At 60.9% G+C, this 25,130-nt stretch carries 26 protein-coding genes; 14 read left to right on the forward strand and 12 right to left on the reverse strand.

The features are described 5' to 3' along the window. On the forward strand, window positions 1–323 hold a 323-nt coding region (locus BN1800_RS30985; RefSeq protein ID WP_280173980.1), incomplete at its 5' end, for a TCP-1/cpn60 chaperonin family protein. A gap of 643 nt (window positions 324–966) precedes the next feature. Beyond that, the gene (locus tag BN1800_RS30990; RefSeq protein WP_027510010.1) at window positions 967–1,419 is read left to right on the forward strand and encodes a hypothetical protein; all 453 of its coding nucleotides are present in this window, start codon (window positions 967–969) and stop codon (window positions 1,417–1,419) included. Window positions 1,420–1,521: 102 nt separating this feature from the next. Here the strand turns inward: BN1800_RS30990 and BN1800_RS30995 are convergent, their stop codons facing one another. Both BN1800_RS30995 and BN1800_RS31000 read right to left on the reverse strand, forming a co-directional pair. Continuing rightward, window positions 1,522–2,346 (reverse strand): isocitrate lyase/PEP mutase family protein, encoded by an 825-nt coding sequence (locus BN1800_RS30995; RefSeq protein ID WP_087003035.1) that lies wholly within the window; start codon window positions 2,344–2,346, stop codon window positions 1,522–1,524. Between the two features lie 149 nt (window positions 2,347–2,495). Beyond that, window positions 2,496–3,209: a glutathione binding-like protein gene (locus BN1800_RS31000; RefSeq protein WP_027510009.1), complete on the reverse strand. Its 714-nt coding sequence runs from the start codon at window positions 3,207–3,209 to the stop codon at window positions 2,496–2,498. 217 nt (window positions 3,210–3,426) lie between these two features. Between BN1800_RS31000 and BN1800_RS31005 the strand changes: the two genes are divergently transcribed. Then, window positions 3,427–3,873 carry a DoxX family protein gene (locus BN1800_RS31005; protein ID WP_087003038.1) on the forward strand — a complete coding sequence of 149 codons (447 nt, stop codon included), beginning with the start codon at window positions 3,427–3,429 and terminating at the stop codon, window positions 3,871–3,873. A gap of 75 nt (window positions 3,874–3,948) precedes the next feature. Here the strand turns inward: BN1800_RS31005 and hisG are convergent, their stop codons facing one another. From hisG to hisS, 3 genes are all read right to left on the reverse strand, one after another. Continuing rightward, window positions 3,949–4,644: an ATP phosphoribosyltransferase gene (gene hisG / locus BN1800_RS31010; protein WP_027510007.1), complete on the reverse strand. Its 696-nt coding sequence runs from the start codon at window positions 4,642–4,644 to the stop codon at window positions 3,949–3,951. After that, complete coding sequence (locus BN1800_RS31015) at window positions 4,641–5,762, reverse strand: ATP phosphoribosyltransferase regulatory subunit (protein ID WP_087003041.1); 1,122 nt, start codon at window positions 5,760–5,762, stop codon at window positions 4,641–4,643. Before BN1800_RS31015 ends, hisG begins: the two co-directional genes overlap by 4 nt. A 216-nt stretch (window positions 5,763–5,978) precedes the next feature. Continuing rightward, entirely contained in the window at window positions 5,979–7,580 is a 1,602-nt protein-coding gene (gene hisS / locus BN1800_RS31020; protein ID WP_087003044.1) for a histidine--tRNA ligase, read from the reverse strand. 136 nt (window positions 7,581–7,716) lie between these two features. On the opposite strand from hisS, the gene BN1800_RS31025 reads away from it, so the two are divergent. From BN1800_RS31025 to copM, 3 genes are all read left to right on the forward strand, one after another. Beyond that, a complete protein-coding gene (locus BN1800_RS31025) occupies window positions 7,717–8,475 on the forward strand; it encodes a hypothetical protein (protein ID WP_087003046.1) in 759 nt (252 codons plus the stop codon). A 452-nt stretch (window positions 8,476–8,927) separates the two neighbouring features. Continuing rightward, entirely contained in the window at window positions 8,928–9,284 is a 357-nt protein-coding gene (locus BN1800_RS31040; RefSeq protein WP_087003152.1) for a hypothetical protein, read from the forward strand. A 74-nt stretch (window positions 9,285–9,358) separates the two neighbouring features. After that, a complete protein-coding gene (gene copM, locus BN1800_RS31045) occupies window positions 9,359–9,733 on the forward strand; it encodes a CopM family metallochaperone (protein WP_087003049.1) in 375 nt (124 codons plus the stop codon). Window positions 9,734–9,796: 63 nt separating this feature from the next. Here the strand turns inward: copM and BN1800_RS31050 are convergent, their stop codons facing one another. Next, window positions 9,797–10,846, reverse strand: a complete 1,050-nt coding sequence (locus BN1800_RS31050; protein WP_087003052.1) for an aldo/keto reductase — start codon at window positions 10,844–10,846, stop codon at window positions 9,797–9,799. Window positions 10,847–11,086: 240 nt separating this feature from the next. Between BN1800_RS31050 and BN1800_RS31055 the strand changes: the two genes are divergently transcribed. After that, on the forward strand, window positions 11,087–11,791 hold the full coding sequence (locus BN1800_RS31055; RefSeq protein WP_087003055.1) for an HAD family hydrolase: 705 nt from the start codon (window positions 11,087–11,089) through the stop codon (window positions 11,789–11,791). 1 nt (window position 11,792) lies between these two features. Here the strand turns inward: BN1800_RS31055 and BN1800_RS31060 are convergent, their stop codons facing one another. Continuing rightward, the gene (locus tag BN1800_RS31060) at window positions 11,793–12,296 is read right to left on the reverse strand and encodes a hypothetical protein (RefSeq protein ID WP_087003058.1); all 504 of its coding nucleotides are present in this window, start codon (window positions 12,294–12,296) and stop codon (window positions 11,793–11,795) included. Continuing rightward, window positions 12,293–12,922, reverse strand: a complete 630-nt coding sequence (locus BN1800_RS31065; RefSeq protein WP_087003061.1) for a DNA-3-methyladenine glycosylase I — start codon at window positions 12,920–12,922, stop codon at window positions 12,293–12,295. The genes BN1800_RS31060 and BN1800_RS31065 overlap by 4 nt, the downstream gene beginning before the upstream one ends. Window positions 12,923–13,135: 213 nt before the next feature. Here BN1800_RS31065 and BN1800_RS31070 point away from each other — a divergent pair, with 213 nt between their 5' ends. Both BN1800_RS31070 and BN1800_RS31075 read left to right on the forward strand, forming a co-directional pair. After that, the gene (locus BN1800_RS31070; RefSeq protein ID WP_087003064.1) at window positions 13,136–13,879 is read left to right on the forward strand and encodes a L,D-transpeptidase; all 744 of its coding nucleotides are present in this window, start codon (window positions 13,136–13,138) and stop codon (window positions 13,877–13,879) included. A gap of 137 nt (window positions 13,880–14,016) precedes the next feature. Continuing rightward, window positions 14,017–14,688: a L,D-transpeptidase gene (locus tag BN1800_RS31075; RefSeq protein WP_027509996.1), complete on the forward strand. Its 672-nt coding sequence runs from the start codon at window positions 14,017–14,019 to the stop codon at window positions 14,686–14,688. A gap of 96 nt (window positions 14,689–14,784) precedes the next feature. On the opposite strand, the gene BN1800_RS31080 is transcribed toward BN1800_RS31075, so the two are convergent. The 4 genes from BN1800_RS31080 to BN1800_RS31100 form a co-directional block, all read right to left on the reverse strand. Beyond that, a complete protein-coding gene (locus BN1800_RS31080; protein ID WP_087003067.1) occupies window positions 14,785–15,216 on the reverse strand; it encodes a hypothetical protein in 432 nt (143 codons plus the stop codon). Window positions 15,217–15,254: 38 nt separating this feature from the next. Continuing rightward, window positions 15,255–16,565, reverse strand: a complete 1,311-nt coding sequence (glcF, locus tag BN1800_RS31085; protein WP_087003070.1) for a glycolate oxidase subunit GlcF — start codon at window positions 16,563–16,565, stop codon at window positions 15,255–15,257. Between the two features lie 216 nt (window positions 16,566–16,781). Next, a complete protein-coding gene (locus tag BN1800_RS31095; protein WP_087003074.1) occupies window positions 16,782–17,981 on the reverse strand; it encodes an FAD-binding protein in 1,200 nt (399 codons plus the stop codon). After that, on the reverse strand, window positions 17,978–19,417 hold the full coding sequence (locus BN1800_RS31100; protein ID WP_087003077.1) for an FAD-linked oxidase C-terminal domain-containing protein: 1,440 nt from the start codon (window positions 19,415–19,417) through the stop codon (window positions 17,978–17,980). Before BN1800_RS31100 ends, BN1800_RS31095 begins: the two co-directional genes overlap by 4 nt. 136 nt (window positions 19,418–19,553) lie before the next feature. Between BN1800_RS31100 and BN1800_RS31105 the strand changes: the two genes are divergently transcribed. The 5 genes from BN1800_RS31105 to BN1800_RS31125 all read left to right on the forward strand — a co-directional run bounded on the left by BN1800_RS31105 (window position 19,554) and on the right by BN1800_RS31125 (window position 25,095). After that, complete coding sequence (locus tag BN1800_RS31105) at window positions 19,554–20,450, forward strand: LysR family transcriptional regulator (RefSeq protein ID WP_087003079.1); 897 nt, start codon at window positions 19,554–19,556, stop codon at window positions 20,448–20,450. 295 nt (window positions 20,451–20,745) lie between these two features. Further along, window positions 20,746–21,258, forward strand: coding sequence for an NUDIX hydrolase (locus BN1800_RS31110; protein WP_087003082.1), 513 nt, complete (start codon window positions 20,746–20,748; stop codon window positions 21,256–21,258). Between the two features lie 62 nt (window positions 21,259–21,320). Then, on the forward strand, window positions 21,321–22,820 hold the full coding sequence (locus BN1800_RS31115; protein WP_087003085.1) for an inorganic phosphate transporter: 1,500 nt from the start codon (window positions 21,321–21,323) through the stop codon (window positions 22,818–22,820). A gap of 15 nt (window positions 22,821–22,835) precedes the next feature. Beyond that, window positions 22,836–23,573, forward strand: a complete 738-nt coding sequence (locus BN1800_RS31120) for a 16S rRNA (uracil(1498)-N(3))-methyltransferase (protein ID WP_027509988.1) — start codon at window positions 22,836–22,838, stop codon at window positions 23,571–23,573. A 148-nt stretch (window positions 23,574–23,721) separates the two neighbouring features. Further along, the gene (locus BN1800_RS31125) at window positions 23,722–25,095 is read left to right on the forward strand and encodes a glutamate--cysteine ligase (RefSeq protein ID WP_087003088.1); all 1,374 of its coding nucleotides are present in this window, start codon (window positions 23,722–23,724) and stop codon (window positions 25,093–25,095) included. Window positions 25,096–25,130 lie beyond the last annotated feature (35 nt).

A 25,130-nucleotide genomic window follows, 5' to 3' on the forward strand; every position in this document is an offset into this window, starting at 1 on the left:
ACATCGTTCGCAAGTCGCTGCAGTCGCTGGTTCGCCAGATCGCTGACAACGCTGGTGACGAAGCTTCGATCGTCGTTGGCAAGATCCTCGACAAAAATGACGACAACTACGGCTACAACGCCCAGACGAGCGAATATGGCGATATGATCGCCATGGGTATCGTCGACCCGGTCAAGGTCGTCCGCACGGCTCTGCAGAACGCAGCTTCGGTTGCTTCGCTGCTGATCACCACGGAAGCCATGATCGCCGAGCTGCCGAAGAAGGACGCTCCGGCTGGCATGCCGGGCGGCATGGGCGGCATGGGCGGTATGGACATGATGTGAGACTGAGGTCTCGCATCTGAGCCATCCGGTTCAGTTCAGGAAGGGCGGTCTTCGGGCCGCCCTTTTTGTTTTGAGCGCGACCCACAGCTGCGCATGTGCAGGGGCAAAGCCGCCGACTTGGTAAAACGTTTAACTTGGCCTGCTCTCCTGCCGCCACCAGTCTGGAGCTTGCGCCAAGCTTGCGCCGCCAGATTTTCGGTAAGCGCTCAAATTCCGATCCGAGACGCATTCGCCTAGGCAGAAACTGCCGCTTTGAGATGTGAAGTTCCTCATAATCGATCAGAAATTGAGGATTTTTCACCTTCTGTCGGCTGTTTCAGGACGCGTTGCCGGCCGCACGGCCTTGGCGCGCTAGGGAATTGGCCTTGAAAAAGCCGTTGCCGTTTGGCGAAAAGCTCCTATAACTCCGCGCTGCAATTGATGCGCGTTCGAGGAACGTTTTTCGCCCGCCAGCGACGCAGCAACGCGATTGTAACATGCGCGAACATTCGGCCACGAACGTCTCCGCGATAAGCAAGAGCAAGCCTCAGTGCCCCCGCCGGCGATCGAGGTTCCAGACCGCAGGCATGATGCCTGGCGCCGTATGACCCTGTTTCGCTCAGACTACAGCGCAGCGAAGACTGCGCCCGAACCGGGGAACCCCTTGTTTAAGATCGCCAAAGCAACTGTTGCCGCCCCCTTGATGCCTGGCTCGCTGGAATTAGCCCATCACAACCAGGAAATGCTTGCGCAGTTTTCGGTTTCCGAGTCCTGGACCGGAGAATTTTCGAGCGGCATCATCCGCCTCGGCGATTGGAGCAGCATGCTGCATGGCTTTTCGATGCAGGAATGCGGCCTTCTGAGCCTGCTGCGCTGCTACGATCCGAAAGATCGCGCCCATATCCTCGCGCTTTTCGAGCAAGCTGCAACGCTTTCATCGTCCTTCTGTTTTTCCACCACGATCATCATGCCGAACGGCCTGCTCCAGCCGGTTTTCTGCATGGGCGAGTCGAGCGGAGTGGAGGAAAAATTCAGCGGTAGCATGGCGGGAGTCTTCCTCTTCCCACGCTTCAAGCTGGAAGGCGCCAACCAGACCGCAGGCCGCCACGCTTCCTAGGAATAGAAACGGCCGCTCCTGTGGCCGGCCTTAACTAGAATGCAGAAGGCTTTTCAGCGACAACGGAATTGGAAGCGAATGTCAGGGAGTTCTGCGACATTCTCATGCCTTGGTCGCTCCGGTGAAAAACCCCTCCAACTCCGCAAAGCCCATAGCCTGGTCTGAGAAATGGAAGGTACCTGCCGATCGCATTTCCCGCGCCGCATTCACGAACGTGCCGAAGGCGAGCCTCACCAGCCCCGAACCGACGCTGATCCGTTTAACGCCCGCTTCCGCCAACTCAGCTACGCAGAATGTTGCGCCGGGCATTCCCATCACAACGTTGACGGGTTTCGTCACGGCCTCGCAAACCAATCGGATCGTGCCTAGGTCATGAAGGCCGGGTGCGTAGAGCACGTCGGCTCCGGCTTTCTCGAACGCGTGCAGTCGCCGGATCGTGTCATCGAGATCGGCGCGGCCCCATAGAAAATTCTCGCAGCGCGCCGTCAGCACGAAATCGTGAGACAGAGAACGGCGGGCCTCGACGGCGGCCTCTATGCGCTCTACCGCCTGTGTGAAATCATAGATCGGATCATCGAGCCGGCCAGTATGATCTTCAAGCGAACATCCGGCGAGGCCGACGTTGGCAGCGGCTTGTATTGTCTCGGCAGCACTCTCCGGACTGTCGCCGAAGCCTTTTTCGAGGTCGGCTGAGACGGGGAGCAGCGTTGCGGCCACGATGGATCGGCAATGGTCCAAGGTGTCTTCTCGTGAGACGGCTCCCTCCGCGACGCCCAGAGAAAACGCCATGCCGGCGCTGGTGGTGGCGAGCGCGGCAAAACCCAAGGCAGCTAAAATCCGGGCTGTGCCGATATCCCAGGGATTTGGAATGATGAACGCCCCCGGCGCTTCATGCAGTTTGCGAAATGCAGTGCGCTTGTCTTCCATCTGCTACCTCCCAGACTCGCCTCGGAGAGGCGAACATTGCACGAGAGGCGGAACAAATAAAGAACAACCGCTACGAAAAGATTACGTGTCAAGCAAAGCCGCAAATTTTAGAGACCGGTCCCGCGGCCGGCCTCTTCCTTTGGGCCGGACTACTCCTCCGGCTTCACGGGGATGTTCAGGCCGTTGGCGCTGGCCGGGCGCGCGATGCAGCGATCGAGCCAGGCCATGACGGACGGGAACTTCGCGTAGTCCAGGACTTCCCGGCCGCCGTAGAAGACATCGGCGCCGCGAATCCATGGGAATGTGGTGATGTCCGCGATGGTGTAGGCGTCGCCCATGATCCACTGCCGTCCCTTCAGGCGAGCTTCCAGCACGCTCAGCAGCCGCTTGGCTTCGTCGCGGTAACGCTCCATCGGATAGGAATTGTTGGCGACCTTGTCGGCCGCGAATTTGTAGAAGTGGCCGAACTGGCCGAGCATCGGGCCGATGCTCGCCATCTGGAAGAATACCCACTGGGTGGTCTCGTAGCGACCCGCAGCATCCGGCGGTAGGAGTTGGCCGGTCTTTTCCGCGAGATAGACGAGAATCGCACCGGATTCGAAAAGGCCGATCGGCTTTCCGCCCGGCCCGTTCGGATCGATGATCGCCGGGATGCGGCCGTTCGGATTGAGCGAGAGGAATTCGGCGGACTTCTGATCGTTGGTTCCGAAGGAGATGTAATGAGGCTCGTAAGGCAGGCCAAGTTCTTCCAGGGCGATCGATACCTTCACGCCGTTCGGCGTTTGCAGCGAATAAAGCTGAACCACATTCGGGTTCTGCGCCGGCCAGCGCTTGGTGATCGGAAATGCGGAAAGGTCTGCCATGCGGTTTCTCCTGGGGGTTGGAGGCCGAACATAGAAGACCGGCGGAGCAAAAGACAAGCCGTTCAACGGGAGTGATCGTTTCAGATTAGTGAACAAACCATCCTCTTTTGTTTATCTTTTCACTGCAGGTAAAAAAGGCGACAACAACGGCCAATCGGGGTTCAAGCGGTGCCGGGGCACGGGGACCTCCAGAGCAATTCAAACGGAGATCACGTCCATGTCGAATACCAATAACATCGTCCTTCTCGTTGCCCGCATCCTGCTTTCGTTCATGTTCATCATGTCCGGCTTCGGCAAGCTTGCCGATCCGGCCGGTACGGCCGGCATGATTGCCGGCGCCGGCCTTCCTGCCGCGACGCTTCTGGCCTTTGCCGCTGGCCTCTTTGAGCTTGTTGCGGGCCTTGCTGTCCTCGTTGGGTTCCAGACCCGCATCGCCGGCTGGGCGCTCGCCGTCTTCTGCGCCTTCACTGGGTTCGTCTTCCACAGCGGCACGATCAACCTTCCGGATTTTCCGGCTGCAGCCAATGGCTGGATCAACCTGCTCAACCAGATCATGCTGATGAAGAACCTGACACTGGCTGGCGCCTATATCCTCCTCGCCACCTTCGGCCCAGGCACCTATTCGCTCGACGCACGCCGCGGCGCATATGCCGTCGCCGCCTAAGCGCGCAACACCTCCCAAACATAAGACAACCCGCTGTCGGAAGACGGCGGGTTTTTCATTTGGTCTGCGCTGAAATTAAAGGGCGCTGCGGACCGCGTCGACAATCCTTGCCACAGACGGCTCGTTGGCGTGACTGTCCTTGCGGGCGCGGACAAGGCAGGCTTCCGAGCGCAGGATCACGCCGTCGTTCAGCACCCGCAAGTGGTTTGCCCTCAAGGTGGAGCCCGTCGTGGTGATGTCGACGATGATGTCGGCCGAGCCGGAGGCGGGAGCCCCCTCCGTCGCGCCAAGGCTTTCGACGATACGATAAAGCTGGATGCCATGCTGGCTGGAGAAGAACTGCTGCGTCAGCCGCCAGTACTTGGTCGCGATCGCCAAACGCCGGCCATGGCGGGCGCGGAAATCGGCCGCAACGTCGCCGAGATCGGCCATCGTATCGACATCGAGCCAAATCTCCGGAACGGCCACCACCACGTCGGCGCGGCCGAAACCGAGGCGGGCGCAGATCTCCACCCGTTTGTCGGCTTCCGCCAGGCCTTCCCGCACGAGGTCTTCACCGGTCACGCCGAAGTCCACCGTACCGTTGCCGAGTTCGCGCGAGATTTCAGAGGCGGAGAGGAAGGCGATCTCGACGTCGTCCCAGCCCTCGACACGGCCGCGATAGGAGCGGTCATTGCCGACCGAGGCGATCGTCATCCCGGCGCGTTCGAAGAGCGCCGAGGCATCGTCCTTCATCCGACCCTTGGAGGGCAGCGCGATGGTGATAGTCATGGGGCCGCCCTTTCCGTTTCGATGCGGTCGAGCCAGAGCGAGAAGCCGACGGCCGGAATGCGGTCCCTGGCGCCCAGCAGCGTCAACAGCCTGTCAAAGCGGCCGCCGCCTGCGAGCACGGCGGACGATCCTTGGATGCCCACCTCGAAGACAAGGCCGGTGTAATAATCGAGCGGGCGACCGAAGGCGGCGCGATAGCCGATGGAGGCAAGGTCGATTCCGGCATTGCCGAGGGCGGCCACCCGGCCATCGAAGCGGGAGAGCGCGTTGCCGAGCTTCAGGCCGGCAGTATCGGCAAAGCCCGCCAGGGCAGCCGACGCGTTGACAAGCGGCACCCTGAGGGACAGGAACTCTTCCAGCACGCGGAAGGCCGCGTCATTGAGGCGCGTTTCGGAAAGGACCAGTTTCTCCTTCAGGCGGCGGGCGATCTCTGCCGGCGAGCGGCTGGCGTTCGAGGAATAACCCGTCCTCTGCATCGTCGCGTCAATGTAGGCGATGAGTGCCGCCTCGTCGTCGGCGGCAACCAGCCGGGCGACATCGTCATCTAGGCCGGTCACGAATTGCGGGCTGACGAGGCTTGCGAGCAGCGCTTCAAGTTGGCCCATGTTGCCGAAGGCGTGGATCAGCCGCTTCTGCCAGCCGAGCGGCAGGCCGAGCGCCTGGACCACGGCTTCGAAAACGGCTTGATCGCCAAGCGTGACTGACAAGCGCTTGCCGGGAAGAAGCCGTGCGAGAATATCGGTCGCATCGCTGATTGCGCGGGCGTCGGCGCTGGCGATATTGATGTCGCCGAGGTCTTCGATGCCTGCCTGATAGAATTCGTTTCCGCCCTCGCGGCGCTGGCGGAAAACCTCGCCGAGATAGGAATAGCGCTTCGGCGTACCGGTCGCCGCCTCGATGTGGCGAATGCAAACGGGAATGGTGAATTCCGGGCGCAGGCAGAGGCTAGCGCCCGTCTCGCTCTCCGTCATGAAGATGCGGCGGCGGAGATCCTCGCCAGCGATGTCAAGGAAGGGCTCGGCCCGCTGGATGACCGGCGTATCGATCCGCTCCGTCTTGCGGGCGGCAAATTCATCCAGGAGATCACCGGCGAAGTCGGGCAGGTTGATCAGGGGCATGGGGTGGCTCCCAAATAAAGTCCCCTCCCGGACCCGTGGCGATCGCCGAAAGAGAAAACCCCTCCCCTCCGCCTCGCTCCGACCATCCCCACAAGGGGGAGGGTTAGAACTGCTGCGTCGCTGCGGAAAACACCGCAACGCAAGAAGGATGGAACGGCAAGCACCAACCGCCAACATGCCCCCTCCCCTTTGTGGGGAGGGTTGGGGAGGGGAAAACTACGCATTCGACCCCGCCCTCGCGCGATCCTCCGTCTGCGCCGCCAAAATCTCTTTCACCTTGGCCACCAGATCTGCCTCGGCGGCGGTTTCCTGCGCCACACGCGCCTCGCGCCAACTGGCATTGTCCTCGATCTCGCCGGACAGGCGCTTGCCTTCGATCAGATCCTTGATCTGCACGACGCCCTCAGCACGCTCGTCGCCGCCCTGGATGATGGCGATCGGGCAGCCGCGGCGGTCGGCATATTTCAGTTGGTTGCCGAATTTCTTCCAGTTGCCCTGGTACATCTCGGCGCGGATGCCGGCGGCGCGCAGCTCTTGCGTCATGCGCTGATAGCGGCCCATGCTTTCGACATCGCCATCCATGACGGTGACAAGCACCGGCTCGATGACCTCGCTCTGGCCGAGGTTGCCGAGGTTCTTCAGCGCCGTCATCAGGCGCGAGACGCCGATGGAGAAACCCGTCGCCGGAACCGGCTGGCCCATGAAGCGGGAGACGAGGCCGTCGTAACGCCCGCCGCCGCCGACGGAGCCGAACACGATCTTTTCGCCTTTTTCGTTGGTGACGTCGAAAAGGAGTTCGGCTTCGTAGACCGGGCCGGTGTAGTATTCGAGGCCGCGAATAATCGTCGTGTTGATAGCTATTCGATCTGGCCCGTATCCTGCCTGTTCGAACAGCGCCAACATCAGCTCAAGTTCCTCAATCCCGGCGTTCCCGCTTGGCGTTTCACCCACAGTCCCCCTAGCAGCCTCGATGGAGTTCCAAGAATTGTCGACCCAAAGGATGTCGTCTTCTTTGGAAGGGCGTCCTATCAACGGACGGACCCGGCTTCGAGACTGATCTGCGGGTGTGAGGCCAGAGCCGGATAAAAAAGGAATGATCAGGCCGATTTGGGTCTGAGCAAGACCTGCACCTTTAGTGAAATCACCACTTTCATCTTTGCGGCCAGTCCCCAACAGCTGGATTACGCCGTCTGCACCAAACTTATCGTGCTTATCCAGAGCGCGAAGAACGGCAAGCTTCTGAAGGGGGTCCGACACTTCGATCTTTTCCATCAGACCGTCAAGAACCTTGCGGTTATTCACCCGGATCACATAATCCCCGCGCTTGATGCCAAGCGCTTCCAGCGTATCGGCCATCATCATGCACATTTCGGCATCGGCCTGGACGCCCGGGGCACCGACGGTGTCGGCGTCGAACTGCATGAACTGGCGGAAGCGGCCGGGGCCCGGCTTTTCGTTGCGGAAGACGTAGCCGGCGCGGTAGGTGCGGTAGGGAAGCTGGATCTCGTTGAAATTCTCCGCGACGTGGCGGGCGAGCGGCGCCGTCAGGTCGTAGCGCAGGCTCATCCACTGGTCGTCGTCGTCCTGCAGTGAGAAGACGCCCTCGTTCGGGCGGTCGCTGTCCGGCAGGAACTTGCCGAGCGCATCGGTATATTCGAAGAGCGGCGTTTCGACGGGATCGAAACCATAATGCTCGTAGACTTCGCGGATCTTCGCGGTCATCTCGTTGACGGCGCGGATATCGGCGGCCGAACGGTCGATGAAGCCGCGCGGCAGGCGAGCCTTGAGCTTTTGTGGTTTCTTCTGCTTGTCGTTCATTTCCAACGCATTCCGCTCAATCGTGACAGTGGCGGTTTCCTAGCGGATTGGGCGGGGTGCGGCAAGGGCGAAGGGACTTGAAGCGTGAGCCGGAATCGAAGATCGAAGGGCAGCCCACCGAATTGCGGGACCGACCATGATCACTGAAGCGCTTCACTATCTCGCGACGCTGCCCGTTACCGGCAAGGCGAACCGCAGGTTCATCCGCTATTCTATCAATCTATGGTCCCGCGCCCGGCGCTGCAGCCGCGAATGGGCGACGCATGAGGAGAACAGCCGTACAGCTATCCTCTCCGCGATGGACGGCCTTCGTCAGAAACGCACCGCCGTCGTGCTCGGCTCCGGCCTGCTCCGCGACGTGCCGATTGACGCACTTTCGAAGAGTTTCGATACGGTCGTTCTTGTCGATCTCCTGCACGTTGCTTCGGTGCGCCTTTGGCTGCACGCGAAGGGCTACCGCAATGTCCGGCTGATCGAGCGCGATGTCTCCGGTTATGACGAAGTTGCGGCAGGGCAGAACGCCGACCCGCTCGGCTTCCTGCGGACTGTGCCCTATCTCGATTTCGTCGTCTCTGCGAACCTGCTCTCGCAGATCGGCCGCGGCGTGAAGCGGCGTATCGAGGCGGAGCAGCCGAACGGGATGCCGGACGACACCGTCGCGCGACTGCTCGGCGCTCATCTATCCGGCTTGGCTGCCCTACCCTGCCGAACTTGCCTCCTCACCGACGTCTCCTATGCCGTCATCGACCGCAACGGCAAAACCCACGAAGAAGCCGACCTATTGCATCGCATTGCGCCGCCTGCAGCCCGGGCCAACTGGTCATGGCCGGTCGCACCGCTCGGCGAAGAAAGCGCCGACTACCAGATCATCCACAAGGTCATTGCCGCCTACTGAATTGCAGGCCACCGTCGATACAATCAGTGATTTATCGTATATTCTGCGGATGAGAATTGTCTGGGATGAGCCAAAACGGCTGGCAAATATCGACAAGCATGCTCTCGATTTTCCCGATCTTGATGGTGGGCAGAGGCTATTCCAAGCAGCACCGGGACGAGGTCTCCGACAATCCCGAATGGACTGAAGAGGACCTCAAGAAGGCTCGCCCGTTTGCCGAAGTCTTCCCTGAGCTTGCCGAGGGCATCCGCCGTTCGCGCGGGCGGCCGGGGGTCGAAAAAACCGAAGCGGCAGATCTCGCTGCGGCTCGATCCGGATATGATCGATGCCTTCAAGACGACCGGCAAAGGCTGGCAGGGCCGCATCAACGAGGCACTGCGCGGGGCGGCCAAGCTTTGAAATTCACACATGAGCCGCTTGGCTTCGCTACGGGGCGTGCCTATCTTGGTGGCATGCGTGTCTTCGCCATCACGACGATGCTTTTCGGCTGGCTGCTCTACAGCGCGATGTCCGCGCTGGCAGGCTGCCCCGTGTGCGCGTCGATGCAACAGCCTATCGTGGCCGAAACTCATCGCGATATGGCCGGTATGGACATGCCCGCTCATGAAAAGACTGACACGAGCAAGGATCCCTGCACAACAGGCGACGCAGCGCATATGGCCTTTTGCGCTGTATGTCTTATCGTACCGCCGCCGCTCATGATCGATACCAGCGCGAAACCTGTTTTCGCCTATCCTTCACCGGGCGTTGCGCATGCGCTCGCCGATCTTCGTCCTGCCCCGCACGCGCCGCCTCCCCGCCTCGTCTGACAATACTTTCCGTGTACCGAAGCGCGGTATCTGCCGCGCATCAGCACTCCTGTCAGACAGAGGAAGGAAATCCCATGTCTTTGAAAATTATAGCCTTTACTGCAGCCTTCGCCTTCGCCGTCTCGGCGCTTGCCCAGGATAAGCCGATGCATATGAATATGCAGATGAACATGAGCAAGCCGACGGGCGACCAGGGGCCTTCAAGCCAGGCCTTTGCCGAGGCGAACGCCAAGATGCACGAGGATATGGCGATTGAAATGACCGGCGATGCCGATGCCGATTTCGTTCGCAGCATGATCCCGCATCATCAGGGTGCGATCGACATGGCAAAGATCGAGCTGCAGTACGGCAAGGATCCGAACATCCGCAAACTCGCCGAAGCGGTGATCAAGGCCCAGGAAGCGGAGATCGCAGACATGAACGCCTGGCTTAAGGCCCACGCGAAATAAGCTAACCGCCGAAGGCAACGGAAACGCCGATGCTTCACGCATCGGCGTTTCCGTTTTCTATTCTCAGGTGTTCGGCTCGAAGGGTTCCGGACGGCGGGCGGCACCCTGGCGGGTCAGCATCCAGCCTGGATATTCCGGTGCTAGCGCGCTGACCTCATCGAGCTTTTGCATGTCGCCGGCATCGAGCTTCAGCTTGACGGCGGCGAGGTTCTGGTCGAGTTGATCGATGCGTCTGGCGCCGATGATGACGCTGGTGACGAAGGGCTTGGCGAGAACATAGGCGAGTGCGACGGTCGCAACGCTGCTGCCGTGTTTTTCGGCGATCTCGCGCATGACGGCAACACAGGCCCAGGCTCTGTCCTTGTCCACCGGCGGGAAGTCGAAACTGGCGCGGCGGCCTTCGCCGTTGCCAGGCGCGCCCGGGCCAAACTTCCCGGAGAGCAGTCCGCCGGCGAGCGGCGACCAGACCATCAGCCCGATCTTCTCTTCATTCATCAGCGGCACGATTTCGCGTTCGAGATCGCGGCCGGCGATGGAGTAGTAGGCCTGGACGGTCTCAAAGCGGGCAAACCCGCGGCGTTCGGAAATGCCGAGCGCCTTGGCGATCCGCCATGCCTGCCAGTTGGAGACGCCGATATAGCGCACCAGACCGCGTGAGATGAGATCGTCGAGAGCACGCAACGTCTCGTCGATCGGCGTCACGGGATCGGTTGCATGGATCTGATAGAGATCGATGTGATCCGTCTGCAACCGCTTCAGGCTGGCTTCGACGGAATCCATGATGTGGCCACGCGACGCGCCGCGGTCGTTCGGCTTGTCGCCCATCACGCCGTAAACCTTGGTGGCGATGACGACGTCCTTGCGTGGGACGTCGAGGTTCTTCAGCGCTTGGCCGAGCAACCTTTCGGACTCGCCAGAGGAGTATACGTCAGCGGTATCGATGAAATTGACACCGGCTTGAAGCGAGCGCGCGACGATCTGATCCGCCGCCTTCTGGTCGACGTCGGCAATGGAGGCCCACATTGTGCCGCCGACCGCTTCGCCGAATGTCATGGTGCCGAGGCAGATTTCCGAGACGAAAAGCCCCGTATTTCCGAGTTGGTTGTATCGCATGGAGAAATTTCCTTGTGTCGGCCGCAGGCGGGCGCTTGCGGACTGCTGAACGATATTTTTTGGTTATTGGCCTGCACGTATCATGCACAGCCGGGCTGGCTGCAGGGTAGGCGTTATTTACCTAATCCCGATTGTTTGCTTTTCAACGCCGCTGCAGCGTGCTGCGACGAAAAAGCAAGAGCCCTTGTCTCGAAGCGGCCGCTCAATAGATTGCGGCTTCATGGGTTGCAGGAGCCTGAGATGAGCAAGCATGCGCTGACGACGATTGGCTTCGATGCCGATGACACGCTCTGGCAGAACGAACAATACTACCGGCTGAGCGAAGAGCACTTCAGGGAATTGCTCGCCGATTTCGCCGAGGGTCCGAAGATTTCGGAACGCCTGCTGGAATCCGAAAAGCGCAACCTCAGCCACTATGGCTTTGGCATAAAAGGCTTCACGCTGTCGATGATCGAGACGGCGATCGAAATCACCGAAGGCAAAGTGCCGACGAGCGTGATCGCGCAAATTCTCGATACGGGCCGCGATCTTCTGTCCCATCCGGTCGAGACCATGCCGCATGTGCGCGAGACGCTGGAAGCGCTGGCCGGAAATTATTTGCTGGTACTGATCACCAAAGGCGACCTGTTCGACCAGGAACGCAAGCTCGCCCAATCCGGCCTCGGCGATTTCTTCGATGCCGTCGAGATCGTCTCAGAGAAGACCGCGGTCACCTATCGCCGGATTTTCTCGAAGGTCGGCGATGGAGCGGAACGGGCGATGATGGTCGGCAATTCACTGAAATCCGACATCGTGCCGGCAATTGCCGCCGGCAGTTACGGCGTCTTCGTGCCACATGAGCTGACCTGGGTTCTCGAGCACGTCGATGAACCGAAGGATGCGCCGCGCTTTCGCAAGATCGCCCATCTCGGCGAGCTTCGCGGCCTGCTCGACGGATTACCCTGACCTATTCGTCGGTGCCGGATTTCGAAGGGGCGGGCGGAAAAAGCGAAGGGCGCTCAGGCTCTTGCGGGGGGGCGGGCTGCGGCTCGCCGGCTGGCTGAGGCTCGACGAGCAGGGTATAGGGCGCTCCAAGGCCACGGCGCGGCGAGGCCTTGGAATAATAAGGCCGCAGAAACCACGTGGTGTTTTCCTTTACGGTCACATCAAGCGTCGTGCCGTCCTCGTCGGTGCCGAAGAAGGCTTCGTCATCCGGCTTCGAAAGGTCGAAGATCGCAAGAAAGGCGAACTGGCTCTTGGTCGTGAAACTGATCTTCACGTGCTGGCCGGCGCGCACCGGCAGGGTATAGACATGGCTGTTGCCGAATTTGGTCCAGCCTTTGATCTGCATGGTAACGGCCGGAAACTGGAGCTTCTCCAGCTTCTCGCCGGGATCGAGCTGCGGCGCCTGGGCAAATGCCGCCGTAGCGGACAAAAGGACTGCCGCAACAGTTCCGATCCAAGCTTTCATGGGCGTAGCAATGCCGCGCGCATCGCCTCCACTTCGGCTCGGCAGAAGCAGCCTTCGATGTGATCGTTGACGAGACCCATTGCCTGCATGAAGGCATAAACTGTGGTCGGACCGACAAAGGTCCAGCCGCGCTTCTTCAAATCCTTCGATATCCTGATAGAAACCGGCGTCGTCGGATTGGCCGCCACATGCTGGCGGTCAACACGGGTCGGACGTTCGTGAAGTTGCGGCTCGTAGCTCCAGAAGTAATGCGCGAGCGAGCCGAATTCGGTCCGTAGCGCGATCGCGCGCCTGGCATTGTTGATCGTTGACACAATCTTGCCGCGGTGGCGGACGATTCCGGGGTCGGCGAGGCAGCGCTCGATATCCCGCTCGTCGAAGAGCGCGATCTTTTCGAAATCGAAGCCTGCGAAGGCGGCGCGGAAATTCTCGCGCTTGCGCAGAATCGTCAGCCAGGAGAGACCCGACTGAAAACCCTCGAGGCATATTTTCTCGAAGAGCCGGATATCATCGGTCACGGGACGGCCCCATTCCTCATCATGATAACGCATGTAGTCGGGGAGATTGGCGTGCCAATGGCAGCGGCTCTTGCCGTCTTCGCCGGTGATAGTGCCCGATTCGCTCATTCTTCTCCGCAGCTCCTGCACTCGAAAATCGGGCTTTACCATTTGCCAACCTTGTTTCCAAACCGAACAGTAACCCTGACGAAAAGTTTATTCCGCCGGCCGGCTTCCAATGAATCGATCTTTACCATTCGCTCGCGGGATGGTGGCAGCATCCCAGCAGGCGGGAAATGCCGCCTTCATGCATTTTCGGCCATTTTGTAGAGAGCCCGTCCGATGATGAAATCCATCTTGATTGCCGCCGGCCTGATTGGCCTTCTTGCCTCACCGACGCTCGGCGACGATCGTTATGCGAGCCGCCCGCCCGTCGTTCTCAGCCCCGATCTCACCGCGCCGTGGCTCAACCAACTCGGCGGCGGTAGCGTCCGCCCTGTCGTCTATCAGCGCCCTGCCGTACAGCAGCGTGGCTTCGGCTTCTTCCAGCGCCGGTTCTTCCGCCGCGCACCGGCTGCGCAGCAGGTCGCGTCCGTTCATCCCGGAGTCCCGGTGATCCGCCATCAGATCGAGCCGCAATATCTACCGCAGATGGTCGAATACCAGACCAAGGAAAGACCGGGGACGATCGTCATCGACACCAACAACCGCTTTCTCTATCTCGTGATGGCGAACGGCAAGGCGCGACGTTATGGCGTCGGCGTCGGCAAGCCGGGCTTCGAGTGGGCCGGCGTGCACAAGATCACCCGCAAATCGGAATGGCCGATTTGGACGCCACCTTCCGACATGATCAGCCGCGAAGCCGCGAAAGGGCATTACCTGCCCGCACGCATGGATGGCGGCCCGGAGAACCCGCTCGGCTCCCGCGCCATGTATCTCGGCTCGACGCTCTACCGTATCCACGGCACCAACGCGCCCTGGACGATCGGCAGCGCCGTTTCCTCCGGCTGCATCCGCCTGCGCAACGAAGACGTTGTCGACCTTTACGAACGCGTCACCGTGGGTACGCGCGTCATCGTCATGTAACGGCCGGAATTTAGTTCCGCTCTGCAAGAACAGCCGGCCAGCACACTCAAAAATTGCCATAGTGGCGGCAACTGATCTTGAATCGGGCTGAAGTTCAGGTAGCTTCAGCCCGATCGTGCTTTTGAGGGGAATCAATCATGCTGAAAGTCGCCTCCGGCCTCATGGCCGCCGGCATTGCGTTTTCCGTCGCAATAACGCCCGCCGTTGCCCAACCGGCGCGCGATGCAGCGCCGGTCGTCCGCGTCGCGCAATCGAAGTTCGTCAAGCCGCAATATAAGCGCAAGCTCGTGCGGCTCGTAACCGACGAAGCACCCGGGACGATCATCGTCGATACCAACAACAAGTATCTCTACTTCGTCGAGTCGAAGAACCGCGCCACGCGCTACGGCATTGGTGTCGGCCGCGACGGCTTCGGCTGGTCGGGCGTCGTCAAGGTCGGCCGCAAGGCAGAATGGCCGAGCTGGACGCCGCCAGCCGAGATGCGTGTCCGCGAAGCCCGCAAGGGCCACATCATTCCGGCCTTCCAGGAGGGCGGCGAGGACAATCCGCTCGGTGCACGCGCCATGTATCTCTATAAGGGCGGCCGCGACACCATTTTTCGCATCCACGGCACCAATCAGCCCTGGACGATCGGCCTCAATATGTCTTCCGGCTGCATCCGCATGATGAACAACGACGTCATGCACCTTTATTCACGCGCTCCGGTCGGCACGAAGGTGATCGTCATCGGCCCCGGCAACAAGCAGGGCAACGTCGCGTTCCAGGACAGGGGCATCGACGTGCTGCGCACTGTCTTCGGTGGCGGCTGATACGTCGCTGATGACCTGATGACGAGGGCGGCTTTGCGCCGCCCTTTCATATCGACGTCAGGTGAAATTGTTACGGCCTGTTCAACCCGGCGCGGCTCACTTGGAGCCGCAGCTGACCTTGCCGCTGGCGGTGAACGGCTTTCCGTCCCCGCTGATCATCAGTCCGTAGGTACCTGAAAAGTTCTTCCCGCGGCCTGCGGCCAGAATGACGAGGCTCAGCGACTGACCTTTGGCGTCTTCGCCGCCATCATCGAAAATCTCGAGGCGGAGTTCACCGTCATGCGACCAGCGGTTCGTCAGTTTGCTGGAATCGAACACGCGTTTCCTGAAAGCCCCGGGAACCGAGGCGTTCTTGACCAACAGCGCGCCGCGGAAATGATTAAGCTTATGGCCTGCCTCGTCCTGGAAGCCGCTTTCGATCGTGAACCGGGCGCTATTATCGTCCGTCGAGCAAAAGAAGCGGCTGTCGGCGTGAGCGGCACCTGTCGCGCCAAGCAAACCTGCAAGCAAAGTGACTGTACGCCGCATAGCGCCGAACTCCGTGACCGGCCGAAAACCGGCCGGTCTCACGCTAGCGGAAAACCTCTTAATTTTTGCGGTATATCGCCACCATAGGCCCAATCAAGCAATTCAACCGTATGCAGGATTGGGATCGCCGTACCGGTGGCGATCTGCGTGATGCAGCCGATATTGCCGGTCGCGATCACATCCGGCTTCGTCACCTCGATATTCTTCACCTTGCGCGCCTTCAGTACCTCAGAGATATCCGGCTGCATGATGTTATAGGTTCCGGCTGAGCCGCAACAGAGATGACCTTCCGCCGGATCGCGCACCGTGAATCCGGCCGCTTTCAGAAGCTGTTTCGGCGCCATGGTGATCTTCTGGCCGTGCTGCATGGAGCAGGCAGAATGATAGGCGACCGTCAGGCCCTTCGGAATAGTGGCAGGCAGGTCCAGCGAGGCCAGGTATTCCGTGACGTCCTTTGCCAGTGCCGAGATGCGCGCCGCCTTTTCCGCATAGGCGGGATCGAGGCGGAGCATATGGCCGTAGTCCTTAATCGTCGTGCCGCAGCCGGAGGCGGTGATGATGATTGCGTCCAGACCGCCCTTTTCGATCTCGCGCATCCAGACGTCGACATTCGCTCTTGCGCTTGCAAGCGCCTGCTCCTCGCGGCCCATGTGATGCACCAGCGAGCCGCAGCAGACCTCACCAAGAGGCGTCACGACCTCGATGCCGAAGCGCGTCAAAAGCCTGATCGCCGCTTCGTTGATGGCGGGATCGAGGACCGGCTGGGCGCAGCCGGTCAGGATCGCGACCCGGCCGCGCATTTCCACCTTCGGAGCATGGACCGCAGGCCGTGAGAAGGGCGACGGCGCTGGAATGTGCCGCGGCGCAAGCGCCAGCATCGCGGCAAAGGGCTTCAAGGCCGGCGCACGCATCAGACCCTTGAGCGGTCTACCGACCTGCGCAAGCTTCAATGCCAAGCGGAAGCGGCCCGGATAGGGCAGCACCGCCGCCAGAATGCCGCGCGTGACCCGGTTCATGAACGGACGTTTATAGGTCTTCTCGATATGCGCCCGGGCATGATCGACGAGATGCATGTAGTCGACGCCGGATGGACAGGTCGTCACACAGGCAAGGCAGGAAAGACAGCGGTCGATATGCATGACCACTTCGGCATCCGCAGCCCGGCCGTTCTCCAGCATGTCCTTGATGAGATAGATGCGGCCACGCGGGCTGTCGAGCTCGTTGCCGAGCGTCACATAGGTGGGACAAGTCGCGGTACAGAAGCCGCAATGCACGCATTTGCGCAGGATCTTCTCGGATTCGGCGACGTGCGGATCGGTTAGCTGCTCGGCGGTAAAGTTGGTTTGCATCAGGCAACTCCCGGCCGTAGGGAGGCATACCGCCCTCTGTCCTGCCGGACATCTCCCCCAAAAGGGGGGAGATCGAATGAGGCGGGCTCATTGTCTTTCAGGGCACGCGGGTGCGGAAGTTGGGCAACCAGTCTTGTGCCGATCTCCCCCCTTGTGGGGGAGATGTCCCATAGGGACAGAGGGGGGTGCTGCCACGATCGGATAACGGCCATCATATCACCCCATCTTTCCCGGATTGAGTATTCCCGCGGGATCGAATTTCTCCTTCACCCGCGCCGAAAGCTGCGCGACGGCTTCAGGCTGCGGCTGGAACGCCGACACGGCAGCGCGCGCCGTGTCACTTGCCCGGATCAGCGTGACATGGCCGCCTCCGAGCGCCTTGACGAAGCGGCGGATCAGCTCCGCCTCCGGATCGGCCTCCATTCGCATCCAGACCAAGCCGCCCTGCCAGTCGTAAAACGCATCGACGCCGACTTCGAGGCGGAGGGCGGCGACGAGCTGATGGCCGATGGTCGGGGCGACGGACGCGCGCCAGACCGGACGCATCGTTGCATCAGCATAAGGAAGCACATCGCGGATTTCGCGCCAGAGCTGGCGGCTGGCGAACTCACCCAATCTCGCGACCGTGCCGAAGACCGACATCGCCGAGGCCAGCTTTTCCGCGCGCGCTTCGACGGAGCCAGGCAGACCTTCGATCCTGAGAATGGTCGCCTCGCCCTCCGGCAGCTTGCCGCCAAGGAATTTCCAGGTAACGGTCAAGGGAAGGTGAGCAGCCCCTGAGACCTCGACTGGCTGCGCCATCGCCGCGGCCATCGCGCCCGCCGCTTCCGCGTCGTTGAGGCTGGAGATGACGATCGTCTCTTCTGTTTTCGGCCGCGGCGGCACGCGGAAGGTGACTTCCGTCAATAAACCGAGCGTGCCGTGCGAACCGGTGAGAAGCTTGACGAGATCGAGGCCGGTGACGTTCTTCATCACCCGTCCTCCCGCCTTGACGATCTCGCCCTTGCCGTTGACGAAGCGGATGCCGAGCAGGCTGTCGCGTGCGGCGCCCGCAACGAAGCGGCGAGGACCGGAGACGTTGGCGGCAAAGACGCCGCCGATGGTCGGCTCACCGGACGTGCCCATGACTGGGCGGTGGTCCATCGCCTCGAAAGCCAGCATCTGGCCGTTTCCCGCAAGCGCCGCCTCGACCTCCGCAAGCGGCGTTCCGGCACGCACGGTCATGACCATCTCGCCGGGATTGTACGAGACGATCCCGGTCAGACCAGTCGAGCACAACCGGTCCTCCGCCTTCACGGCATTGCCGAAGCCCGAGCGCGTGTTGCCGCCACATACGGCAAGCGCCCTGCCCGCGGTCGCGTGTTCACGGATGATCGAGGCTGCGTCCTCTTCCGTCTCCGGCAGAAAATCGGTCATGTGGCGCCGCGTCCGTCTAGCGGAAAGACCTTGGATGGATTGAGCAGCCAGCCGGGATCGAAGGCGGCGCGCACCGCCATCTGCTGGGAGAGATCCACGTCGGAGAATTGATGCCGCATCAGATCGCGCTTCTCTATACCGACGCCATGTTCGCCCGTGAGACAGCCGCCGGCATCGACGCAGAGCTTCAGGATGTCGTTGCCCGCGGCCTCCGCGCGCGCTGCGTCTTCCGGATCGTTGGCATTGAAAAGGATCAAAGGGTGCATGTTGCCATCGCCGGCGTGAAAGACGTTTGCGACGCGCAGGCCGTAGGAATCGACAATCTCCGACGTCTTTTTCAGCACGTAGGAAAGCTGACTGAGCGGCACCGTGCCATCCATGCAGATATAGTCCGCGACCCGGCCCGTGGCCCCGAATGCGGACTTGCGGCCCTTCCATATCTGCGCCGCCTCCGTCGCTGACTGGCTTTCGCGGATGGTCTTTACGCCATGGCGGCGGGCAATCTCGACGATGCTTTTCAGCGTGTCGTCCATTTCCGCCTCCGAGCCCTCGACCTCGACGATCAGCAGCGCGCCGGCATCGAGTGGGTACCCCGCATGGGCAAAGGCCTCGCATATCTCGATCGCCGGCTTATCCATGAACTCGATCGCCACGGGGATGATGCCCGCCGCGATGATATCGGCAACACAGGAGCCTGCCTCCTCGGACGTATCGAAACCGAAGAGCACCGGCCGTGCGCCCTCGGGCTTGGCGATCAGACGGACCGTCGCTTCGGTGACGATGCCGAGTTGGCCCTCGTGGCCGCAGACCAACCCCAGCAGGTCGTAACCTCCGGCATCCAGCGCCTTGCCACCGAGCTCGATGACGGTTCCATCCGTCAGCACCATCTTCACGCCGAGCAGGTTGTTGGTCGTGACGCCGTATTTCAGGCAGTGCGCGCCGCCGGAGTTCATGCCAATGTTGCCGCCGATGGTACAGGCCAATTGCGAACTAGGATCGGGTGCATAGAAGAAGCCGTCCGCGGAGACGGATTCTGAGATGTTGAGGTTGGTGACACCTGCTTGGACGACGGCCGCGCGGTTTTGATAATCGACCTCCAGAATGCGATTCATCTTCGAAAGGCCTATCACGACCGCATCCTCCTGCGGGATGGCGCCGCCCGAGAGCGACGTGCCTGCCCCGCGCGGCACGACCGGAATGCCGTAGCGATGGCAATATTTCATCACGGCCGCGACTTCGGCGGTGGTGCGCGGCAAGGCGACGGCAAGCGGCACACGGCGATAGGCAACGAATGCGTCGGTTTCGAAGGGCACGAGTTCGCGCGCTTCATGAACGAGACATTCGGGCGGCAGCAGGTCGACGAGATCGCCGACGATCTGGCGGCGGCGGGCGAGCACATCGGCACGCGGAGCGAGAAAAGAGATGGCGTCGGACATGGCGCGCTTCCTTCGGACGAATGGCGGCGAAACCGGCGCGTCCTCCACGACAACCGGCCCGTTCGGCTTAGCACTTTCCCGAAACTGGCGCAAATGCTAGGCATTTATGCCAAAAGGGAAAAAGTCTAAAACCAATATGACAAATCTGGGTGATCTCGAGATATTTGCCAAGGTCGTTTCGACCGGCAGCATGTCGCTTGCCGGGCGTGTGCTCGGCTTTTCGCCGGCCGTTGTGTCGAAGCGTATCAAACGGCTGGAAGACAGGCTCGGCACACGGCTCTTGCAACGCACCACCCGGCAGATTTCGCTGACGGAGGCCGGCCAGGGTTTCTATGATCGCGTGCTCGGCATCCTCGCCGGTCTGGAGGAAGCGGAATATTACATCTCCGGCCGCTCGGCGCTGATGCACGGCACATTGAAGATCTCGGCACCAACCTCGTTCGGCCGCATGCATATCGCGCCGCATCTCAAGACATTCATGGACGCGCATCCGGAGCTTTCGATCAACCTCGTGTTGACGGATGAATTCAGCGATATCGTCGGCGGCGGTTTCGACCTTGCAATCCGCATTGCCGAGCTTACCGATTCGAGCCTCGTCGCCAGACGGCTTGCGCCGGTCCGGCGCCTACTCTGTGCTGCACCCTCCTATCTCGAAGCGCATGGGATGCTGCAAAGCATTGAGGACCTGAAGAACCATCGCTGCCTGCCCGCACATAACAACGATGCCTGGCGGCTCGAAGGTCCAGGCGGCGCGATGACCCTGCGGCCGGAGGGCATGCTTGTTACCAATTCGAGCGAGGTGATCCGCGAGGCGGTGATTGCCGGGCTGGGCATCGCGCTGCGCTCCACCTGGGATATCGGCGAGGAACTCAAGAGCGGCAAGCTCGTGCAGGTGCTGCCGGCCTATGAAGGATCGCGCAACGTGGCGCTGTCTGCGGTCTATCCCAGCCGGCAGTTTTTGCCGGCCAAGGTTCGCCTCTTCATCGACTATCTGGCCGAGCTCTATGGCCCGGTTCCCTACTGGGAACTTTAGGCAACAGATGAGAGTTGAGCAGTGGAAGACGCACAGCCACCATATCTTGAAAGAATCCGGAGGAACAATTGCCCCGGCATTGAATGAGACGTCAGCCGGGAGCATATTGAACACCTGTGCAACGACGGAATCAGGACATGATTCGGCGGGATTCCGAAGCGCAGCGGTCATGAATTTCCTTATTTGGAAATCAATCGTGTTCCGCACCGTCGAACGGCGTATGGATCGCGCAAGTTTTCCATGCGATGATTATATTAGTGATTCATGAGGTAGACTCAAAAAGGTGACCCGACAATTGACGATCCTAGCCCGACTGGCTTCCGATGTGCAGCTGATGTTCCGGCGCCCGCCGCGCCTGCAATATGCCGCGCTCTGCTACCGGGTAAAGAAGAAGGTCAATGCCGCCGAGGTCCTGTTGATGACGAGCCGCGATACGGGCCGCTGGGTCATTCCCAAGGGCTGGCCGATGAGCGGCAAGTGCTCCTATGAGGTCGCAGCCCGGGAGGCCTTTGAAGAAGGGGGCGTCCGCGGCGCTGTCGAGCACGAGCCGCTCGGCTCCTACACCTATCCGAAGGTACTGAAGGACGGGCTGAAGGTGACCTGCAAGGTTCAGGTCTATGTGCTCGAAGTCGCCGATATCGCCAAAAACTTCAAGGAAAAAGGCGAGCGCAAGATCGAGTGGGTCTCCTGCGACGAGGCAGTCAAGCGCGTCAACGAGCCCGAGCTTCGAGATCTCTTCCTGCTCTTCAAGAGTAAAATGGCTGAGCGGCTTCAGGCAAGCTTACCCAAGCAGATTCCGGCGGAATGATTCCTGCCATCTTGCGCTGCTAGAAATAACGGCGCTAATGCAGGCTTCGACCAAGGAACAGCATGCCCAGCCGCACTCCCGTTTTAACGAAACGAACGCTCGACAAGGACCTCGACAAGATCACCCATGCCGAGGATGCGGCGAAGTTCGTCTCGCGGAAGCTGGTGGCGCCGGGCCTCGGCCTGATCTTCCTTGGCTTGGCCATGCTTTTTGCGGGCGTTTACGTCTTCGACCGGCCAGGTGCCGTTCTCATCATTGCAGCCGCCGCGCTCGGGGCCTACATGGCCATGAACATCGGCGCGAACGACGTGACGAACAATGTCGGCGCTGCCGTCGGCGCGCGTGCCATGACGATGGCGCAGGCGCTTGTCATTGCGGCCATCTTCGAAGTCCTCGGCGCGACGATTGCCGGTGGAGCGGTGGTCAGCACGATCTCGTCGAGCATCGTCGATGCCGTGCAGGTGCCGGAAGGGCGGCTTGCCTGGATCATGATGGCGGCATTGATGGCCGCCGCGCTCTGGATCAATCTTGCGACATGGCTGAATGCGCCGGTCTCTACCACGCATGCGATCGTCGGCGCAGTGATCGGCGCCGGAATTGCCGCTGTCGGGCCTCAGCCCGTCAACTGGCAGGTCATGATAGAGATTTCCTCCAGCTGGATGACCTCGCCCCTGATCGGCGGTGTGATCGCCGCCGGCCTGCTTTTCCTCGTCAAGACCTTTATTATCTACCAGGACGACAAGGTCGCCGCAGCGCGGCGCTGGGTTCCAGTGCTGATCGCCATGATGGCAGGCGGTTTCACAGCCTACATGGTATTGCAGCTTGCATCTCCGGGCCGATTTTCGGCGCTAACTATCCTTGCATTGGGGCTACTTGTTTGTTTCGTTGCCTGGATTGCAGCAATGCCGATCGTCGCACGGCAATCGCAAGGCCTCGAAAACCGCAACAGTTCGCTGCGCATTCTCTTCAAATTCCCGCTGATCGGCTCTGCGGCGCTGCTTTCCTTCGCGCACGGCGCCAACGACGTTTCGAACGCCATCGGCCCCCTTTCGGCGATCGTGCGCGCAACGAGCGATCTTTCGGTGATCGGGGAAAGCAGCGCGCCGCTCTGGGTGATGCTGATCGGTGCCCTTGGTATTTCCGTCGGCCTGCTGCTTTTCGGCCCTCGCCTCATCCATCTCGTTGGCGAGCAGATCACCAAGCTCAATCCGATGCGGGCCTATTGTGTCGCGCTCTCGACGGCCTTTACCGTCATCGTCGCTTCTTGGTTCGGGCTGCCGGTCAGCACGACGCATATCGCGGTCGGCGCGGTCTTCGGCGTCGGTTTCTTCCGCGAATGGTACACGCGCAATTCCAAGCGCCGTATCGAATACATGCACCGCAAGGCTGAGGCCTGGGCGATCGATGAACCGGAAGATCCGAACGTTCATGAGGCGCGCCGCCGCTATCTGGTGCGGCGTTCGCATTTCATGACCATTATTGCCGCCTGGATCATCACTGTTCCGGCTTCGGGCGCGCTTGCGGCGTTGCTCTATTGGGTTATGTTCGCCCTTTTCGTTTGATCGGGATTATTTGAGATGCGCGCCAATTTCCGCATGCAGCGGCTTTTCGTCGATGCTTCCTTGTCGCCGGGCGCCGCTGTGGAGGCTAGTTCCGACCAGTACAATTATCTCGCCAATGTGCTGCGCATGACGGACGGCGCCGAAATTCTGGTGTTCAACGGCCGAGACGGAGAGTGGAAGGCAAGCCTTTCCTTTCCGACCCGCAAGCGCATCGTGCTGATGCCGACCGAGCAGACCCGGCCGCAGCCGGCACCGTCCGACCTCCACTACCTCTTTGCGCCGCTGAAGGTCGGCCGCCTGGATTACCTCGTGCAGAAGGCGGTCGAGATGGGCGCAGGCGTGCTGCGGCCGGTCATGACGCAACATGTTCAGGGCAAGATCACCAATCTCGACAAGCTGAAGGCCAACGCCGTCGAGGCCGCAGAGCAATGCGGCATCCTCGCCATCCCGGAAATCACCGAGCCGGTGAAGCTCTTCGACCTGCTCGACAACTGGCCGAGGGAGCGGCGGATCGTCTACTGCGACGAGGGCGATACCGGGCAGAACCCGCTGCCGCTGCTTTCAAAGATCAAAGAAAGGCAGCTTGCGCTTCTCGTCGGGCCGGAAGGCGGCTTCTCGGAGGAGGAGCGTAACCGGCTGCGCGGTTTGGATTTCGTGACGGCCATCCCGCTCGGGCCGCGTATCCTGCGCGCCGACACGGCTGCGGTCGCGGCCATGGCGGTGATCCAGGCGGCGGTCGGCGACTGGAATTAACCTTCAAATCAGGCTCCGTTGAAACAGCCTGCTATTTTTTTGATGCGTCGTTGAAAGAATTTCACTTGCAACATACGTGAGAGCGGCACTAATCACCCTTCCAATTGTCCGGGCTACCGGGCGTTCCCCAGAATACAGGTTACGTTGAATGGCTCGCGATACTACAGACCAGACGCCGATTTCTTCGGTGCAGGAGCTGACCGATTATATCGCCGCGGGGAACAAGCCGAGCGAGAAATTCCGCATCGGCACCGAGCATGAGAAGTTCGCCTTCTTTCGGGCGGGCAACAACCCGGTTCCCTATGCCGGCGAAGCCGGTATCTCAGCTCTTTTGAAGGGCCTGCAGGCGAAGAACGGCTGGGAGCCGATCATGGACGGCGACAATATCATCGGCCTTTCCGAGCAGCACGGCATGGGCGCGATCTCGATCGAGCCGGGCGGCCAGTTCGAGCTTTCCGGCGCGCCGCTGGAAACGATCCACGAGACCTGCAGGGAATCCAATTCGCACCTCGCGACGCTGCGCGAAATCGCCGAACCGATGGGCATCCGCTTCCTCGGCATCGGCGGCAGCCCGAAATGGACGCTCGCCGAAACGCCGCGCATGCCAAAATCCCGCTACGATATCATGACCCGCTACATGCCGAAGGTTGGCACCAAGGGTCTCGACATGATGTACCGCACTTGCACGATCCAGGTGAACCTCGACTTCTCCTCCGAAGCCGACATGCAGAAGAAGATGCGCGTGTCGATGAAGCTTCAGTCGTTGGCAACCGCGCTCTTTGCCTCCTCGCCCTTCACAGAAGGCAAGCCGAACGGGCTGCTTTCCTGGCGCGGCGACATTTGGCGAGACACCGACAACCAGCGCTCCGGTCTACTCGATTTCACCTTCCGCGACGACTTCGGCTTCCATCACTATATGGAATGGGCGCTCGACGTGCCGATGTATTTCATTGTCCGCGACGGCCACTATCACGACTGTACTCACGTCACGTTCCGCCAGTTCATGAACGGCGCGCTGAAGGGCGAGGTTGCCGCTTGGGAGCCGACGATGGGCGACTGGACGAACCACCTTTCGACGCTCTTCCCCGATGTTCGCCTGAAGCGCTTCCTCGAGATGCGCGGTGCAGACGGCGGCCCGTGGCGCCGCATCTGTGCCCTGCCGGCCTTCTGGGTGGGCCTGCTTTACGACGAAGCGGCGCTCGATGCGGCCGACCAACTGACGAGGGACTGGACTTTTGCCGAAGTCAGTGTGCTTCGCGAGGCCGTTCCGGCAGCGGGCCTGAGGGCCGAATTCCGCGGCCATGCCCTTTATGAGACCGCCCGCGAGGTCATCGGCATTTCGAAGGCGGGTCTGAAGTCGCGCAACCGGCTGAACAAGGAAGGCCAGGACGAGAGCATCTTCCTGTCGCCGCTCGATGAGGTGATGGCGAAGAAAGCCACGCTCGCGGAGGACCTGCTGGCGCGTTACAACGGCCGCTGGCAGCACTCCGTCGAGATGGTCTTCGAGGAATATCAGTACTGAAGCCTTCGGCAAAAAGCCGTTTGCGCATTCCCATT

Source organism: Rhizobium sullae, assembly GCF_900169785.1.
Lineage (GTDB): Bacteria > Pseudomonadota > Alphaproteobacteria > Rhizobiales > Rhizobiaceae > Rhizobium > Rhizobium sullae.

Bases quoted from the DNA above. Each gene is read 5' to 3' on its own strand.
- BN1800_RS30995 (WP_087003035.1), bottom strand. From the start codon at position 2,346: ATGGAAGACAAGCGCACTGCATTTCGCAAACTGCATGAAGCGCCGGGG.
- BN1800_RS31000 (WP_027510009.1), bottom strand. From the start codon at position 3,209: ATGGCAGACCTTTCCGCATTTCCGATCACCAAGCGCTGGCCGGCGCAG.
- BN1800_RS31005 (WP_087003038.1), top strand. From the start codon at position 3,427: ATGTCGAATACCAATAACATCGTCCTTCTCGTTGCCCGCATCCTGCTT.
- hisG (WP_027510007.1), bottom strand. From the start codon at position 4,644: ATGACTATCACCATCGCGCTGCCCTCCAAGGGTCGGATGAAGGACGAT.
- BN1800_RS31015 (WP_087003041.1), bottom strand. From the start codon at position 5,762: ATGCCCCTGATCAACCTGCCCGACTTCGCCGGTGATCTCCTGGATGAA.
- hisS (WP_087003044.1), bottom strand. From the start codon at position 7,580: ATGAACGACAAGCAGAAGAAACCACAAAAGCTCAAGGCTCGCCTGCCG.
- BN1800_RS31025 (WP_087003046.1), top strand. From the start codon at position 7,717: ATGATCACTGAAGCGCTTCACTATCTCGCGACGCTGCCCGTTACCGGC.
- BN1800_RS31040 (WP_087003152.1), top strand. From the start codon at position 8,928: ATGCGTGTCTTCGCCATCACGACGATGCTTTTCGGCTGGCTGCTCTAC.
- copM (WP_087003049.1), top strand. From the start codon at position 9,359: ATGTCTTTGAAAATTATAGCCTTTACTGCAGCCTTCGCCTTCGCCGTC.
- BN1800_RS31050 (WP_087003052.1), bottom strand. From the start codon at position 10,846: ATGCGATACAACCAACTCGGAAATACGGGGCTTTTCGTCTCGGAAATC.
- BN1800_RS31055 (WP_087003055.1), top strand. From the start codon at position 11,087: ATGAGCAAGCATGCGCTGACGACGATTGGCTTCGATGCCGATGACACG.
- BN1800_RS31060 (WP_087003058.1), bottom strand. From the start codon at position 12,296: ATGAAAGCTTGGATCGGAACTGTTGCGGCAGTCCTTTTGTCCGCTACG.
- BN1800_RS31065 (WP_087003061.1), bottom strand. From the start codon at position 12,922: ATGAGCGAATCGGGCACTATCACCGGCGAAGACGGCAAGAGCCGCTGC.
- BN1800_RS31070 (WP_087003064.1), top strand. From the start codon at position 13,136: ATGATGAAATCCATCTTGATTGCCGCCGGCCTGATTGGCCTTCTTGCC.
- BN1800_RS31075 (WP_027509996.1), top strand. From the start codon at position 14,017: ATGCTGAAAGTCGCCTCCGGCCTCATGGCCGCCGGCATTGCGTTTTCC.
- BN1800_RS31080 (WP_087003067.1), bottom strand. From the start codon at position 15,216: ATGCGGCGTACAGTCACTTTGCTTGCAGGTTTGCTTGGCGCGACAGGT.
- glcF (WP_087003070.1), bottom strand. From the start codon at position 16,565: ATGCAAACCAACTTTACCGCCGAGCAGCTAACCGATCCGCACGTCGCC.
- BN1800_RS31095 (WP_087003074.1), bottom strand. From the start codon at position 17,981: ATGACCGATTTTCTGCCGGAGACGGAAGAGGACGCAGCCTCGATCATC.
- BN1800_RS31100 (WP_087003077.1), bottom strand. From the start codon at position 19,417: ATGTCCGACGCCATCTCTTTTCTCGCTCCGCGTGCCGATGTGCTCGCC.
- BN1800_RS31105 (WP_087003079.1), top strand. From the start codon at position 19,554: ATGACAAATCTGGGTGATCTCGAGATATTTGCCAAGGTCGTTTCGACC.
- BN1800_RS31115 (WP_087003085.1), top strand. From the start codon at position 21,321: ATGCCCAGCCGCACTCCCGTTTTAACGAAACGAACGCTCGACAAGGAC.
- BN1800_RS31120 (WP_027509988.1), top strand. From the start codon at position 22,836: ATGCGCGCCAATTTCCGCATGCAGCGGCTTTTCGTCGATGCTTCCTTG.
- BN1800_RS31125 (WP_087003088.1), top strand. From the start codon at position 23,722: ATGGCTCGCGATACTACAGACCAGACGCCGATTTCTTCGGTGCAGGAG.